General features: G+C 63.6%; 13 protein-coding genes. 3 read left to right on the top strand and 10 right to left on the bottom strand.

Going from position 1 to position 15,333, the window contains the following annotated elements:
- Positions 1–44: 44 nt before the first annotated feature.
- Positions 45–560, bottom strand: a complete 516-nt coding sequence (locus J2X44_RS16135) for a hypothetical protein (RefSeq protein WP_310086307.1) — start codon at positions 558–560, stop codon at positions 45–47.
- A gap of 137 nt (positions 561–697) precedes the next feature.
- Between J2X44_RS16135 and J2X44_RS16130 the strand changes: the two genes are divergently transcribed.
- The gene (locus tag J2X44_RS16130; protein ID WP_088442821.1) at positions 698–904 is read left to right on the top strand and encodes a helix-turn-helix transcriptional regulator; all 207 of its coding nucleotides are present in this window, start codon (positions 698–700) and stop codon (positions 902–904) included.
- Positions 905–908: 4 nt separating this feature from the next.
- On the top strand, positions 909–1,577 hold the full coding sequence (locus J2X44_RS16125) for a hypothetical protein (RefSeq protein ID WP_310086303.1): 669 nt from the start codon (positions 909–911) through the stop codon (positions 1,575–1,577).
- 235 nt (positions 1,578–1,812) lie between these two features.
- Here J2X44_RS16125 and glnA read toward each other — a convergent pair whose 3' ends face one another.
- From glnA to J2X44_RS16095, 6 genes are all read right to left on the bottom strand, one after another.
- Complete coding sequence (glnA, locus tag J2X44_RS16120; RefSeq protein ID WP_310086300.1) at positions 1,813–3,225, bottom strand: type I glutamate--ammonia ligase; 1,413 nt, start codon at positions 3,223–3,225, stop codon at positions 1,813–1,815.
- A 71-nt stretch (positions 3,226–3,296) separates the two neighbouring features.
- Positions 3,297–3,635 (bottom strand): P-II family nitrogen regulator, encoded by a 339-nt coding sequence (locus tag J2X44_RS16115; RefSeq protein WP_037518110.1) that lies wholly within the window; start codon positions 3,633–3,635, stop codon positions 3,297–3,299.
- A gap of 340 nt (positions 3,636–3,975) precedes the next feature.
- The gene (locus tag J2X44_RS16110; protein ID WP_310086270.1) at positions 3,976–6,162 is read right to left on the bottom strand and encodes a PQQ-dependent dehydrogenase, methanol/ethanol family; all 2,187 of its coding nucleotides are present in this window, start codon (positions 6,160–6,162) and stop codon (positions 3,976–3,978) included.
- Between the two features lie 214 nt (positions 6,163–6,376).
- Positions 6,377–7,216 (bottom strand): type I methionyl aminopeptidase, encoded by an 840-nt coding sequence (gene map, locus J2X44_RS16105; protein WP_310086267.1) that lies wholly within the window; start codon positions 7,214–7,216, stop codon positions 6,377–6,379.
- A 78-nt stretch (positions 7,217–7,294) separates the two neighbouring features.
- Positions 7,295–9,637 carry an ATP-dependent Clp protease ATP-binding subunit ClpA gene (clpA, locus tag J2X44_RS16100; RefSeq protein ID WP_310086265.1) on the bottom strand — a complete coding sequence of 781 codons (2,343 nt, stop codon included), beginning with the start codon at positions 9,635–9,637 and terminating at the stop codon, positions 7,295–7,297.
- Between the two features lie 627 nt (positions 9,638–10,264).
- Positions 10,265–10,525 carry a hypothetical protein gene (locus J2X44_RS16095; protein ID WP_310086262.1) on the bottom strand — a complete coding sequence of 87 codons (261 nt, stop codon included), beginning with the start codon at positions 10,523–10,525 and terminating at the stop codon, positions 10,265–10,267.
- A 110-nt stretch (positions 10,526–10,635) separates the two neighbouring features.
- On the opposite strand from J2X44_RS16095, the gene J2X44_RS16090 reads away from it, so the two are divergent.
- Positions 10,636–12,108 carry an ATP-binding protein gene (locus J2X44_RS16090; protein WP_310086259.1) on the top strand — a complete coding sequence of 491 codons (1,473 nt, stop codon included), beginning with the start codon at positions 10,636–10,638 and terminating at the stop codon, positions 12,106–12,108.
- A 66-nt stretch (positions 12,109–12,174) separates the two neighbouring features.
- On the opposite strand, the gene J2X44_RS16085 is transcribed toward J2X44_RS16090, so the two are convergent.
- The 3 genes from J2X44_RS16085 to sucC form a co-directional block, all read right to left on the bottom strand.
- Positions 12,175–13,104 (bottom strand): electron transfer flavoprotein subunit alpha/FixB family protein, encoded by a 930-nt coding sequence (locus J2X44_RS16085; RefSeq protein ID WP_310086256.1) that lies wholly within the window; start codon positions 13,102–13,104, stop codon positions 12,175–12,177.
- Complete coding sequence (locus tag J2X44_RS16080) at positions 13,101–13,850, bottom strand: electron transfer flavoprotein subunit beta/FixA family protein (RefSeq protein WP_293701962.1); 750 nt, start codon at positions 13,848–13,850, stop codon at positions 13,101–13,103. Before J2X44_RS16080 ends, J2X44_RS16085 begins: the two co-directional genes overlap by 4 nt.
- A gap of 221 nt (positions 13,851–14,071) precedes the next feature.
- Positions 14,072–15,277 carry an ADP-forming succinate--CoA ligase subunit beta gene (gene sucC / locus J2X44_RS16075; RefSeq protein WP_310086253.1) on the bottom strand — a complete coding sequence of 402 codons (1,206 nt, stop codon included), beginning with the start codon at positions 15,275–15,277 and terminating at the stop codon, positions 14,072–14,074.
- Between the last annotated feature and the right edge of the window lie 56 nt (positions 15,278–15,333).

The raw sequence follows: 15,333 nt of genomic DNA, 5'->3' as shown, positions 1-15,333 counted from the left end.
TGCAACCCCGCCGGTTTACCATGTGCGGCATGGTCAGCGCGGCGTCAGGCGGCGTCCTCGACCGCTTCGAAATCGTCGAGCTTGTCCAGTGCCTTGCGCGCGATGCTGTGCATCTTGACGGTGTTGACCGTCAGTCCTTCGGTGTCGTGACCGGTCAGATTGTCGACGTTGAACACGACGCGGGTCTTTGCCGGCGCAAGTTCTTCGAGGGTGAATTTCAGCCCGGTCGTCACCGCCCCGTCGTCGACGCTATAAATGATGTGCATTTCGCGCGGGATTTCCATCGCGACCGCGAATTTGACCATATAGGCGTCGGGGCGTTCCTTGGGCACCACCTTCGCCCAATCGGGGTCGCCCCTTTCGACCACCAGCTCATAGAGCCGCGTCGAGCCGCCATTGGTGACCAGGGGCAGGCCCGAATCGCTGCCGTCGCCGAACATCTTGGCGAACACCTGCTCGCGCGGCGCCGCGACGGTCCGCGTCTGGCTGACCAGTTCGGCGACTTTGCCGCAGCTGGTGGTGAGCAGCAGGGCAGCAATCAGGCATAGGGTGCGATGCATTGGCGGTTCCCCCGAAAAGCCCGGCCGTCATAGCCGCGACGATTTACCAAAGCGTCAACGCCTCGACCGCCTGTAAAGAGTGTTTGACACCTCTCAGCGAAGTATGTAAAGAGCTCTTGACAAGCAAGGGAGCGACTGTGGAAAACCGGGTGCGCGAATATCGGGAAGCGGCGGGGTGGAGCCAGGGCGAGCTCGCCCGCCGCCTCGGCGTGTCGCGCCAGACGATCAACGCGGTCGAAACCGACAAATATGACCCCAGCCTGCCGCTGGCGCTGCGCATGGCAGGCCTGTTCGCGCTCGAAGTGCGTGAGCTGTTTATCGATCATTGGACGGCGAAGGAGTAGGGATATGACGACGCAGGCAAGCAAGGCGGCGGGATGGCGCAAGATGGCCATACAGGCAGTGTTCGGCGCGATCGCGGGCGCGGGCGGCATGTTTGCGATGTTGGCCTTGATCGATGCCCAGGGCGGTCTCGACTGGGCACCCTCGGCGATCATTCTGCTCGGGGTCGGATTTATCTATGCGTTGATGGGGGCGTTTGTTGGCGTCGGGACGGTGGCGCCGCGGCTGGTCGGGCAGCGCCTGCTCAACGTCGCTGACGCCGAGGAAATCGTCGAGGAACGCGCCAACATGAGCTTCAGCGCGATCGGCTGCATCGGGCTGGGCGCTGCACTGATGCTGCTCGCTCAGGCGGTGTCGGCGGAAGCTGCGGGTACCGCGGCGCTGGTCAGCCCGGCCGCCGCCTTTTGGATATTGTTGGCAATACTCGGCGGTTTCACCTTGCTGTCGCTGTGGATGTGGAAAAGTTTCGACGAGCTGTGGCGCCAGCTGACCGTCGAAATCACTGCGATGACCGGCAATTTTCTGATGATTGTCGCCATCGTCTGGGGCGGCGCGGCGGCGGCAGAGCTGGTCGCCGGACCTCAGCCGCTCGATCTGGTATCGCTGTCTTTGGGGTCGATGCTGCTTGCGTGCTTCGTCGTTACCGCCCGCCGCGGGATGATGGCACCGCGATAGGGGCGATTGGTTGCAGGCGAGCCGTCCTTCAAAAGCCGTTCGTGTCGAGCGAAGTCGAGACACACGAAGGCCAGCACAAACTCGACGTGTCTCGAGTTCGCTCGACACGAACGGAAATTGAGGATGGTCTGAAAACCATCCCAAACCCACCATCATCGACGTGTTCACGCGCAAAAAAGGGCGCCCGGTTCCCCCGAACCGGACGCCCCCTCTTGGCGTCGCTGACCCTTATGGATCAGGCGCTGTAGTACATGTCGAATTCGACCGGGCTCGGGGTCTGTTCGACGCGATACACTTCGTCCCACTTGAGCTCGATATAGGCTTCGATCTGGTCTTTCGAGAACACGTCGCCCTTCAGCAGGAAGTCGTGGTCCGCGGCCAGGCTGTCGAGCGCTTCGCGCAGCGAACCGCAGACGGTCGGCACTTCGCTCAGTTCCTCGGGCGGCAGATCATACAGATTCTTGTCCATCGGATCGCCCGGGTGGATCTTGTTCTGAATGCCGTCGAGACCCGCCATCAGCAGCGCCGAGTAGCAGAGATAGGGGTTGGCCATTGCGTCGGGGAAGCGGAATTCGACGCGCTTCGCCTTGGCGCCGGTGCCATAGGGGATGCGGCACGACGCCGACCGGTTGCGGCTGGAGTAAGCCAGCAGCACCGGCGCTTCGAAACCGGGAACCAGGCGCTTGTAGCTGTTCGTCGTCGGGTTGGTGAAGGCGTTCAGCGCCTTGGCATGCTTGACGACGCCGCCGATGAAATAGAGGCACATATCGGACAGGCCCGCATAGCCGTTACCGGCGAACAGCGGCTTGCCCTTTTCCCAGATCGAGATGTGGGTGTGCATACCGCTGCCGTTGTCGTCCTTGATCGGCTTCGGCATGAAAGTCGCGGTCTTGCCGTAAGCATGCGCGACCTGGTGCACGACATATTTGTAGATCTGCATGCGGTCGGCGGTTTCGGTCAGGGTGCCGAAGGTCAGGCCAAGCTCGTGCTGCGCGGCAGCGACTTCGTGGTGATGCTTGTCGCACGGCAGGCCGAGTTCGAGCATCGTCGAGACCATCTCGGCGCGGATATCGACGGCGCTGTCGACCGGCGCGACGGGGAAATAGCCGCCTTTGGCGCGCGGGCGGTGGGCGAGATTGCCGCCTTCATAGCTGCGACCGGTGTTGGTCGGCAGCTCGATATCGTCGATCTCGAACCCCGACTTGTTATATCCGGTTTCGAAACGGACATCGTCGAACATGAAGAACTCGGCTTCGGGGCCGACATAGACGGTGTCCCCGATGCCGGTCGAGGCGACATAGGCCTCGGCGCGCTTGGCCGTGGTGCGCGGGTCGCGGGCATAGCCTTCGCCGGTGGAGGGCTCGACGATGTCGCAGAAGATCACGAGCATCGGCGTGGCCGAGAACGGATCGTCGTACACCGCCTCAAGGTCGGGCATCAGGATCATGTCGGATTCGTTGATCGCCTTCCACCCTTCGATCGACGAGCCGTCGAACATCAGGCCGTCTTCGAGTTCGTCTTCGCCCAGCACCGAGGCGACCATGGTCAGGTGCTGCCACTTGCCCTTGGGATCGGTGAAGCGCAGATCGACCCACTCGATGTCGTTTTCCTTGATCCGGGCGATAATGTCCTTGGGCTTCGTAGCCATGGTCTATGCTTCCTTCTTGCGAAATGATCCCGGCGCGCCGGGGCTTGTTGAACGGATTGGGTGAGGCCGGTCTACAGCGCGTCCTCGTTGCGCTCGCCGGTGCGGATGCGGAGCGCGGTCTCGACCGGGATGACGAAAATCTTGCCGTCGCCGATGCGGCCGGTCTGCGCCGCCGCGGCGATCGCCTCGACCACGCGTTCGGCCATGCTGTCTTCGACGATCACTTCCAGCTTCACCTTGGGCAGGAAGTCGACGACATATTCGGCGCCGCGATACAGTTCGGTGTGGCCTTTCTGACGCCCAAAACCCTTGGCTTCGGTCACGGTGATGCCGCTGACGCCGACTTCGTGCAGTGCTTCCTTGACCTCGTCGAGCTTGAACGGCTTGATGATCGCCTCAATCTTCTTCACGCTTTTCGTCCCCCTTTGGGCATTTCTCGTCGCTCGCAACCACGGCCGGACCAGGCCTGCCTGTCCGGTTCACATCGGTGAGTCGCTGCGAGGCCCCGTCATCTTGCACCAATCAAGAGCCGTGCCAATTGGCGAATCGCAAGCATTCGGTAAGATTTGCAACGGGAAATTGCGGCGTTGCCCAAGGGGTGTGCATCGGGCGCGGCAGGGTGCCTAAAAAAGTGGCAATTCCTGCCGCGTCATTGCGAGGAGCGAAGCGACGGGCAATCCAGTGTGGCGTAAACCGCTCTGGATTGCTTCGCTTCGCTCGCAATGACGAGGTCTGTTGTAGGCGGCGGCGCTACCGCCCCATCGGCGCCGCGCTGTCGGCCAGATTGGCCTTGGTCCAGTTCGATCGTTCGATGACATAGGCGCGGATCGCCTCGGCATCCTGCGGGGTCAGCACCTTGGCGAAACTGACCATGCCGCGATCTTTCAGGGCGCCGTCGATCACCACGGACTTCCACGCCTCGACGTTGGCCAGCGTACCCGAGACGCGGAGGTCGGGGGTGAAGCCGTTGCCGATCGCGCTGTCACCGTGGCAGACCATGCAATAGCGCCCGAACTGCGCCTTGCCCGCGGCGACCTGCGCTAGGCTCGCGGTCATCGGCGGCGGGTTCCACGCCAGCGTCGTCGTCGCGGGCGGGGCGGGGAGTTTCGCAGTGCCGCCGATCTTGAGCACGACCAAGCGCGGGATGTTAGGGATTTTGCGCGTCGCGCCGCCCGCGACCCCGGCGACGAGCGGGAAGGCGCCGCCCTTGCTGGTCATGAACGCCACATATTGCACCCCGCCGACACGGAAGGTCGACGGCGCGCTGACGATCCCCGATTGCATGTCGAGGTCGAGCAGCTGCTTGCCGGTGTCGGCGGTATAGGCGCGGAAGCGGCCAAGGCTGGTGCCCTGGAACACCAGATTGCCCGCGGTCGTCATCGTGCCGCCGTTCCACGCCGCGGGATGATCGACCGCCCAAGCGACCTTGCCGCTGCGGGGGTCGAAAGCGACGAGGCGGCCTGTGGTCGCGGCAACCGCGGCGCGGAACGCCGCCTTGTCGTCGGGCAGCGCGGTGCCGGTCAGCGAGGTGCCGACGTTGAAGCCGAGCACCTTGCGGCGGTCGAGCTCGTTCATGTCGGTCAGATAGCCCTGCGGGATCTGCTGTGCCGGGATGTAAACCAGCCCGGTCTTGGGGTTGTAGCTCATCGGGTGCCAGTTGTGCGCGCCGAGCGCGCCGGGGATGGCGATGAACGGCTTGCCGGTCTTGTAGAAGCGCGCCTCGGGATTTTCGATCGGGCGCCCGGTGGCGAGGTTATAACCGGTGGCCCAGTTGATCCCGTCGACAAACGGCTTGGCGTCGATCAGTTTGCCGTTGCTGCGATCGAGGGTGAAGAAGAAGCCGTTCTTCGGTGCATGGTACAGCACCTTGGTCGGGGTGCCGTTCACTGCCTGCTCGGCCAGGATGATCGGCTGGGTCGCGGTATAGTCCCACGTCTCGGCCGGGGTTTCCTGATAATGCCACTTATACTTGCCAGTCGTCGCGTCGACCGCGACAATCGACGACAGGAACCAGTTGTCGCCCTCGCCGTTCGAGCGCGTGCCGTGGTTCCATGGGTTGCCGTTGCCCACCCCCAGATAAACCTGGTCGAGATCCTTGTCGTAAACGATCGCGTCCCACACCGTCCCGCCGCCGCCCGATGTCTGCCACTCGCCCTTGTCGGACCAGGTCGCGTTGCCTTTGCTGGCAAAGATGTCGTCCGACGCGGTGCCATCCTTCGCCTTGGTCGGATTGGGCGCGGTGTAGAAGCGCCAACGCTCCTTGCCGGTGTCGGCGTCATAGGCGGTGACATAGCCGCGCACCCCGAACTCGGCGCCACCGTTGCCGATCAGCACCATGTCCTTCACGACGCGCGGGGCGCCGGTGATCGTGTAGGGTTTCGCCGCGTCGACCGTCTGCGTCGACCAGACTTCCGTGCCGGTCTTGCGGTCGAGGGCAATCAGGCGGCCGTCGATCGTGCCAACGAACAATTTGTCGCCCCACACCGCGACGCCGCGGTTGACGACGTCGCAGCACGCATTGACCGCGCTCTCGCCCGGAACCTTGGGATCGAATTTCCATAGGGATTTGCCGGTCGCCGCGTCCCACGCGCTGACCTTTGACCAGGCGTGGCTGACATACATCACGCCGTCGACGACCACGGGGGTCGCCTCCTGGCCGCGCGCATCCTCCAGGTCGGCGCTCCAGGCGATGCCCAACTGGCCGACGTTGCTCGCGTCGATGTCGGTCAGCGGGCTGAACCGTTGTTCGTCATAGCTGAAGCCGATGGCGCCCCAGTCGTCGCCGTTGCCGCCGGTCTTGAGCAGGGTCTCGCTGGCTTTTTCGGCGGCGTCGAGCGATCCGCCGGTGGTGACGCTGTCATTCTTCGATGCGTTGCACGCCGCCAATGCCAGTAGCGCGCCGCCCAGCAGCGCGGCCGAAAAGACCCGTTTCGCCATCCCATGCTCTCCCGTTTCGACGCCTATGCTTGACGTTAACGTCAAGACTGCGCCGGATGGGCGGGGGGTGCAAGGGGGAAAGTGGGGGTGCGGGAGGGCGGCGGACTCCCACCATCGTCACCCCGGACTTGATCCGGGGTCCACGAAGGTCAGCACTGCGTGGACGTCATGGATCCCGGATCAAGTCCGGGATGACGAAAAATCATTGTCCTGATCAGTTCCAGGGCGGCGCGTTCAGACCCTCGGGACTCGCGGTGAAAATCTCGCAGCCGGTTTCGGTAATCCCGATGCTATGTTCGAACTGCGCCGACAACGAGCGGTCGCGGGTCACCGCGGTCCAGCCGTCGGCGAGCATCTTCACCGCATATTTGCCGGTGTTGATCATCGGCTCGATGGTGAAGAACATGCCGGGGCGAAGTTCGGGACCGGTGCCGGGGCGGCCGGCGTGGACCACCTCGGGGGCGTCGTGGAACATCTGGCCGAGCCCATGCCCGCAGAAATCGCGGACGACCGAATAGCGGTGGCGCTCGGCGTGGGTCTGGATCGCATGCGCGACGTCGCCCATGCGGTTGCCGGGCTTGGCCTGCTCGATCCCGAGCATCAGGCATTCATAGGTGACCTCGACCAGCCGCTTTGCCTTGATCGGGACGTCGCCAACCAGATACATGCGACTGGTGTCGCCGTGCCAACCGTCGATGATCGTCGTCACGTCGATATTGACGATGTCGCCCTCGCGCACCGGCTTGTCGTCGGGGATGCCGTGACAGACGACATGGTTGATGCTGGTGCAGCAGCTATGGGTGAAGCCGCGATAGCCGAGCGTCGCCGGGATGCCGCCGCCGTCGAGCATCATCGTGCGGACCAGATCGTCGATCGCCGCGGTGGTCACCCCCGGCTGGACGAAGGGGACGAGTGCGTCGAGGATTTCGGCCGACAGCCGCCCCGCCTTGCGCATGCCGGCAAAGCCTGCCTCGTCGTGCAGCTTGATGGTGCCGTCGCGGACCGGGGTGGGGGCGCCGGCATCGGCGGTGGTTACGGAAACATAGTCGTACATGGGGGTGATATAAGCGATATGGCGCCGAATTGCGAGGGCGGTAAACCCCTCCCGCTTGCGGGAGGGGAACGGGTTAGCTTACTCCGCCGCCTTCTTCGCCTTGTCGGCCTTCGGCTTGCCCTTGCCAGCTTTCGGCGGGGCCGAGACGATTTCGAAGGCGAGCGGATTGCCGACATGGGCGTCGTCGCCGGTCTTCATCTTCACCTTGACCTCGCCGCCATGGACCAGCTTGCCGAACAGCAGTTCTTCAGCAAGCGGCTGTTTGATCTTTTCCTGGATCAGGCGGCCCATCGGGCGCGCGCCGTACAGCTTGTCATAACCCTTGCCGGTCAGCCATTCGCGCGCCGCATCGTCGAGCTGGATGTGGACGTTGCGGTCGGCCAATTGCAGCTCGAGTTCGAGGATGAACTTGTCGACGACGCGCGCGACAACCTCGGGCGGCAGATAGCCGAAGGGGACGATCGCATCGAGGCGATTGCGGAATTCGGGGGTGAACATGCGCTTTACCGCCTCTTCCTGGACATCCTCGCGTGTCGATTGGCCGAAACCGATCGACTCGCGCGCCATGTCGCTGGCGCCCGCATTGGTCGTCATGATCAGGATGACGTTGCGGAAATCGACGGTCTTGCCGTGGTGATCGGTCAGGCGGCCGTTGTCCATGACCTGGAGCAGGATGTTGAACAGGTCGGGATGCGCCTTTTCGATCTCGTCGAGCAGCAGCACGCAATGCGGATTCTGGTCGATCGCATCGGTGAGCAGGCCACCCTGATCGTAACCGACATAGCCCGGCGGTGCACCGATCAGGCGGCTGACCGAATGGCGCTCCATATATTCGCTCATGTCGAACCGCTGGAGCGGAATGCCCATGATCGACGCGAGCTGCTTGGCGACCTCGGTCTTGCCGACCCCCGTAGGTCCGCTGAACAGATAGTTGCCGATCGGCTTTTCGGGATCGCGCAGGCCCGCACGGGAGAGCTTGATCGCCGACGACAGCACCTCGATCGCGGTGTTCTGCCCGAACACGACGCGTTTCAGGTCGGTTTCGAGGCTGGCGAGGGTCGCCTTGTCGTCGCTCGACACCGATTTGGGCGGGATGCGCGCCATCGTCGCGATCACCGCCTCGATCTCTTTCGCGGTGATCGTCTTCTTGCGCTTCGACGGGGCGACGAGCATCTGCATCGCGCCAACCTCGTCGATCACGTCGATCGCCTTGTCGGGCAATTTGCGGTCGTTGATGTAGCGTGCCGACAGCTCGACCGCGGCGTTGATCGCATCGGGGGTATAGCGCACCTGATGATGGCTCTCGAACGCGCTGCGCAGCCCGGCGAGAATCTTCTTGGTGTCTTCCAGCGTCGGTTCGACCACATCGATCTTCTGGAACCGGCGCAGCAACGCGCGGTCTTTTTCGAAATGGTTGCGGAACTCCTTGTACGTCGTCGAGCCGATGCAGCGGATAACGCCGCCGGACAGCGCGGGCTTGAGCAGGTTCGATGCGTCCATCGCGCCACCCGAAGTAGCACCCGCACCGATGACGGTATGGATCTCGTCGATGAACAATATCGCGTGTGGCAAGCCTTCGAGTTCGGTCACGACCTGTTTCAGCCGCTCCTCGAAATCGCCGCGATAGCGCGTGCCGGCGAGCAGCGCGCCCATGTCGAGCGAATAGATGACCGCGGGCAGCAGCACCTCGGGCACGTCACCCTCGATAATCTTGCGCGCGAGGCCCTCGGCGATCGCGGTCTTGCCGACGCCGGGATCGCCGACATAAAGTGGGTTGTTCTTTGACCGGCGGCAGAGGATCTGGATCGTGCGATCGACCTCGGCGCCGCGGCCGATCAGCGGATCGACCTTGCCGATCTTGGCTTTCTCGTTGAGGTTGACGGTGAACTGGTCGAGCGCGGTTTCCTTCTTGTTCTTGCCGCTGCTGTCCTTGTCCTTCGTTTCTTCCTTCTCCTCGGGCTCGGCCTGCGGCGAGGGTTTGCCGCCCTTGCCGACGCCGTGGCTGAGGTAGGAGACCGCATCGAGGCGCGTCAAATCCTGCTGCTGCAGGAAGTAAACCGCGTAGCTTTCGCGTTCGGAGAACAGCGCGACGAGGACGTTGGCGCCGGTGACTTCATCCTTGCCCGACGACTGGACGTGCAGGATCGCGCGCTGGACGACGCGCTGGAACCCGCTCGTCGGCGACGGGTCGCTGTGCCCCTCAACCTTCAAACTGTCGAGTTCGGTGTCGAGATAATGGACGACCGCTGATTGCAGGTCGTCGATCGCGACGCCGCAGGCGCGCATGACTTCGGCGGCATGGTCGTCGTCGATCAGCGCGAAGAGCAGATGCTCCAACGTCGCATATTCGTGGTGGCGCTCCGACGCGGCTTTCAGCGCATTGTGCAGGGTCTTTTCGAGGCTCTCCGAAAAGGACGGCATGGTCTTCATCTCCTTGCGGGGACCAGGCCGGGGAGAGCGGCCCCCTTAGAAATGCAACGTGGCGATGCCGCCGCCCTACCGCAAGGGAAAAGCGGATGGCTTTGTAAAATTACGATGACGGGGGTTGTTGTATGGTTAACACGGCGTTGAAATTTGGAGGAGGCCACGCAATCCGCCTCGTCTTCCCGGACTTGATCGGGGTCCAGAAGGCGAGCGTGGCCATGGATCCCGGATCAAGTCCGGGATGACGATGGGTAAGGTCCGCTTTTTCAAAGTTCAGTAAAGTTCAGCCCTGTGCGCCTCCCGATTTGGAACTCGCGGCGTGCTGGACGCGCCTGGCACGCTCCGCCGTGGTCGCACCCGTAAGCCGGGCAGCGACCGCTTTCGTTCACCAAATGAAAGAGCCGGATGAAGGCTGGCATAGCCGGATAATGTAGGAAAGGACTATTTGAAGGCCGCGTCCGCTTGGAGGTGGGGAGCTGCTATTCCCCACCCTCGTCATTCCCGCGAAAGCGGGAACCCAGGGACAGGCCCGCCGACGCACGCTCTGGGTCCCCGCTTTCGCGGGGATGACGAAGTCAAGAAATGCGGAACGTCCGCTTCCGGTCGTTTTCCTGACACTCCAGATCAACCCTCGCCAGCCCGGTCGACCATATCCATGAAATCGCGCGCGGTGTTGCGCTCGCCCTCATCCTTGAACGCGACGTCGAGATCGGGCGCGACGCCGAGCATGTACATCAGCGCCCATAAAGCGAAGCGGCGGCCGGGGTTGGTCTCCAGGCCGAAGTCGACGCGCATGCGTTCGGTGCCTGCGGCGTGCGCCTCGGGGTGGATCGCCGCGAGGTCGGCGGTGCCGAAATAGCGGCGGAGCTGGTCGTCGAAATCCATGGCGCCCTTTTCGCGGTTTCATGCGGCTTTGCAAGGTCGCGTGGCAAAATCGGGCGATCCGAAAGCTGGCCCGGTTGTCATTCGGATGGGCGCCCGATAGGGCGGCGTCCGTGAAGACCAGCATCGACATCGGGACCGACGCCGCGGGGCAAAACGTGCGCATCGACGTGCAGGAGCTGCTGGCGACGCGGCTGCTCGTCCAGGGCAATTCAGGGTCGGGCAAGTCGCACCTGCTGCGCCGCATCCTCGAGGAAAGCGCCGAACTGGTGCAGCAGATCGTCATCGATCCCGAGGGTGATTTCGTCACGCTCGCCGATGCCTACAGCCATGTCGTGATCAACGGCGGCGACTATAACGAGCGCGAGATCGCGGCGATGGGCGCGCGCATCCGCGAACATCGCGCGTCGATCGTCCTCAGCCTGGAATCGCTCGATATTGAGGCGCAAATGACCTGCGCCGCGGCGTTTTTGAACGCATTATTCGATGCGCCGCGCGAGCATTGGTTTCCGGCGCTGGTGGTGGTCGACGAGGCACAGATGTTCGCGCCGAGCGTCGCGGGCGACGTGTCCGACAATGTCCGCCGCGCCAGCCTGTCGGCGATGACAAACCTGATGTGCCGCGGGCGCAAGCGCGGCCTCGCCGGCGCGATTGCGACGCAGCGGCTGGCGAAGCTCGCGAAGAATGTCGCGGCCGAGGCGAGCAATTTCCTGATGGGGCGCACCTTCCTGGACATCGACATGGCGCGCGCCGCAGACCTGCTCGGGATGGAGCGGCGGCAGGCGGAGGCGATCCGCGATCTGGAACGTGGGCATTTCCTGGGACTCGGCCCGGCAATCTCGCGCCGTCCGCTGTCGATCCGCATCGGCGCGACGCAGACCGCCACGCGGATGGGGACGCACAGCCTGATGCCGTTGCCAGTGGCGGGCGGGGCCGACATGCGGTCGATGCTGTTCACCGAGATGGAGGCGCCGATGGCGCCGCGCACCCTTGCCCCCGAACCCGAGCCGATCGCGGCGAGCGAAGTGCTCGAACGCATCGCGGCGGTCGAGGGGCTGCATGAGGACCGCGACGCCCCGGTGGTGCTCGACATCGTCGCCGCGGTCGAAGAGGCGGAGCAAAGCGACGCGGTGGTGATCGCGATGCTCGAAGAGATGCTGACCGACCCCGACACCGCCTTTCAGCCCGAAGCCTTTCTTTATCAGGATTTTTCGGTGCGGTGCCGGATGGCGAAGTTGAAAAAGGTGCCGCTCGATCTCGCCGCGTTCCGCCGCCGCTTTGCGCTGGCCAAAGGTGGGGTCTTCGATCCGTCCGAGCCGCGCTGGGCCGAGGCGCTGCGCGTCGGCGAGCGATTGCCCGACGACATGCTGGCGCCGTTTCTGCAAATCGCGCGCGCTGCGATGGATGGCGACATCTGTCCCGACGACGACGTGCTGGGGCGCGCCTATGGCAGCCGCTCGCCGGGGCGCATCAGGCGATTGGTCGAGTATATGGAAAAACAGGGCGCAATCGTCGTGCGCTCCGATTTCGGCGGGCGCCGCTCGATCGGTATCCCCGAGCTGGGGCTGAGCACCGAGGCCGAATAAGGCCCGCCAACGAAAAAGGGCGGCTCCGCAGCGCCGCCCTTTTCCTGTCATCTTCGCTTGGACGGTTCAGATCTTGGCGGTCAGGTCGGGGACCGCGCTGAACAGATCGGCGACGAGGCCGAAGTCGGCGACCTGGAAGATCGGGGCGTCCTCGTCCTTGTTGATCGCGACGATCGTCTTGCTGTCCTTCATGCCCGCAAGATGCTGGATCGCGCCCGAGATGCCGATCGCGAAATAGACCTGCGGGGCGACGATCTTGCCGGTCTGGCCGACCTGATAGTCGTTGGGGACATAGCCTGCATCGACCGCGGCGCGGCTGGCACCGAGCGCGGCGTTCAGCTTGTCGGCGAGCGGGACGATCACTTCCTGATATTTCTCGCTCGAACCCAGCGCGCGGCCGCCCGATACGATGATCTTGGCGGAGGTCAGTTCGGGACGATCCTGCTTGGCGATTTCGGCGCCGACGAAGGTCGCAATACCCGCGTCGCTGCCGCCGCCAACGGCTTCGACCGTGCCCGAACCGCCCGAGGTGGCCGCCTTGTCGAACGCGGTGCCGCGGACGGTGAGGACGAGCTTGGCGTCCGACGATTCGACGGTTGCGATCGCGTTGCCCGCGTAAATCGGGCGGGTGAAGGTCTTCGGACCTTCGACCGACAGGATTTCCGAAATCTGCATCACGTCGAGCAACGCGGCGACGCGCGGCGCGATATTCTTGCCGGTCGTCGTCGCAGGCGCGAGGAACGCATCATGGCTCGCCATCAGCTCGGCGACGAGCGGCGCGACATTTTCGGGCAGATTGTGATCGAAGGCGGCGTTGTCGGCGACATGCACCTTGCCCACGCCCGCGATCTGCGCGGCTTCCTTGGCAACGGCATCGACGCCGCTACCCGCGACGAGCAGATGGACTTCGCCAAGCTGCGACGCGGCGGTAACCACTGCGAGCGTGGCGTCCTTGACGGCCTTGCCGTCATGTTCGACCCAAACGAGCGTTTTCATGAGTGCACTCCCATCGCCTTCAACTTGGCAACCAGTTCATCGACATCGGCGACCTTGACACCCGCCGAGCGGACGGGCGGTTCCGACACCTTGACCGTCTTGACCCGCGGCGCCGTGTCGACACCGTAGTCAGCCGGGGTCTTGGTATCGAGCGGCTTCGACTTCGCCTTCATGATATTCGGCAGCGAGGCATAGCGCGGCTCGTTCAGACGCAGGTCGGTGGTGACGATCGCGGGAAGCTTGAGCTTCACCGTCTCAAGACCGCCGTCGACTTCGCGGGTCACGTTGACATGATCGCCCTCGACATTGACCGCGCTGGCAAAGGTGCCCTGCGCCCAACCGGTGAGCGCGGCGAGCATCTGGCCGGTCTGGTTGTTGTCGCCGTCGATCGCCTGCTTGCCGAGGATAACAAGGCCGGGCGTTTCGGCGTCAGCGATCGCCTTGAAGATTTTCGCGAGCGCCAGCGGTTCGACATCGTCGTCGGTCTGGACCAGGATCGCACGGTCGGCGCCCATCGCGAGCGCGGTGCGCAGCGTTTCCTGTGCCTTCGCCGGGCCGACGCTGATCGCCACGACCTCGGTCGCAACGCCCTTTTCTTTCAGGCGGATCGCTTCTTCGATCCCGATCTCGTCGAACGGGTTCATCGACATTTTGACATTCGCCAGATCGACGCCAGTGCCGTCGGATTTGACCCGCGGCTTGACGTTGTAATCGAGCACCCGCTTGACGGGGACGAGGATTTTCATGGGCCTAAAGCTCCTCTCAGCAAATTGTGCACTGCGCCATAATTGCGCTTTACGTAAACGTCAACCTAGCTTCCTCTCCCCGTGGGGGAGAGGATAGGGAGACTTGGTCCACAGGACCTAGTCGGACTTGGTGAGGGCCTGGACGTTGCCGCCCTCACCGCTGCGCCCCGGACTTGATCCGGGGCTCGCTGCCTCTCCCCCAAGGGGGAGAGGCAAGTAAATCAAGCCGCGCGGACTTCCGCGACAATCTTCTTTGCCGCATCGCCCAGATCGTTGGCCGCGACGATCGGCAGCCCGGAATTGGCGAGGATGTCCTTACCCTGCTGCACATTCGTGCCTTCCAGGCGGACGACCAAAGGCACCGACAGATTCACTTCCTTCGCCGCCGCGACGATGCCGTCGGCGATGATGTCGCACTTCATGATGCCGCCAAAGATGTTGACGAGGATGCCCTTCACCGCGGGATCCTTCAGAATGATCTTGAACGCCGCGGTAACCTTTTCCTTCGAAGCGCCGCCGCCGACGTCGAGGAAGTTGGCGGGGAATTCGCCGTTCAATTTGATGATGTCCATCGTCGCCATCGCGAGGCCCGCGCCATTCACCATGCAGCCGATATTGCCATCGAGCTTGATGTAAGCGAGGTCATATTCCGACGCCTCGACCTCGGCCGGGTCTTCTTCGGTCAGGTCGCGCAGCTCGGCCAGATCCTTGTGGCGGAACATCGCATTGCCGTCGAACGCGACCTTGGCGTCGAGCACCAGCAGTTCGTCGCCATCCTTGCCTTCGCACACGGCGAGGGGGTTGATTTCGATCTGTTCGGCATCGGTGCCGAGGAATGCGGCGTACAAACCGGCCAGAACCTTGGCAGCCTGTTTCGCCAGATCGCCCGACAGCCCAAGCGCCGCGGCAACGCTGCGGCCGTGGTGCGGCTGGAGGCCCGTGGCGGGATCGATGGTAATCGTGTGGATCTTTTCCGGCGTGTCGTGCGCGACGGTTTCGATGTCCATGCCGCCTTCGGTCGAAGCGACGACCGCGACGCGGCTCGATCCACGATCAACGAGCAAGGCGAGATAGAATTCCTGCTTAATGTCGGCGCCGTCGGTGATGTAGAGGCGGTTGACCTGCTTGCCGGCGTCACCGGTCTGGATCGTCACCAGCGTGTTGCCGAGCATGTCTTTCGCATGCGCTTCAACCTCTTCGATCGTCTTGGCGAGGCGGACGCCGCCCTTGGCATCGGGGCCGAGCTCCTTGAACTTGCCCTTGCCGCGGCCGCCCGCATGAATCTGCGATTTCACCACGTAAAGCGGCCCGGGGAGCTGCTTCGCCGCGGCGACAGCTTCTTCGACACTCATCGCGGCAATGCCCTTGGGCACCGCAACGCCATATTTCGCGAGCAGTTCTTTCGCCTGATATTCGTGGATGTTCATGAGGTCTGCCGGGCCTTTCGAGTCTTGGGGCGGGGAGAATTGGCGCCGCCTAAGCA

Source organism: Sphingopyxis sp. BE259 (genome assembly GCF_031457495.1).
Lineage (GTDB): Bacteria > Pseudomonadota > Alphaproteobacteria > Sphingomonadales > Sphingomonadaceae > Sphingopyxis.
This window is presented reverse-complemented; position numbering and strand designations above follow the sequence as displayed.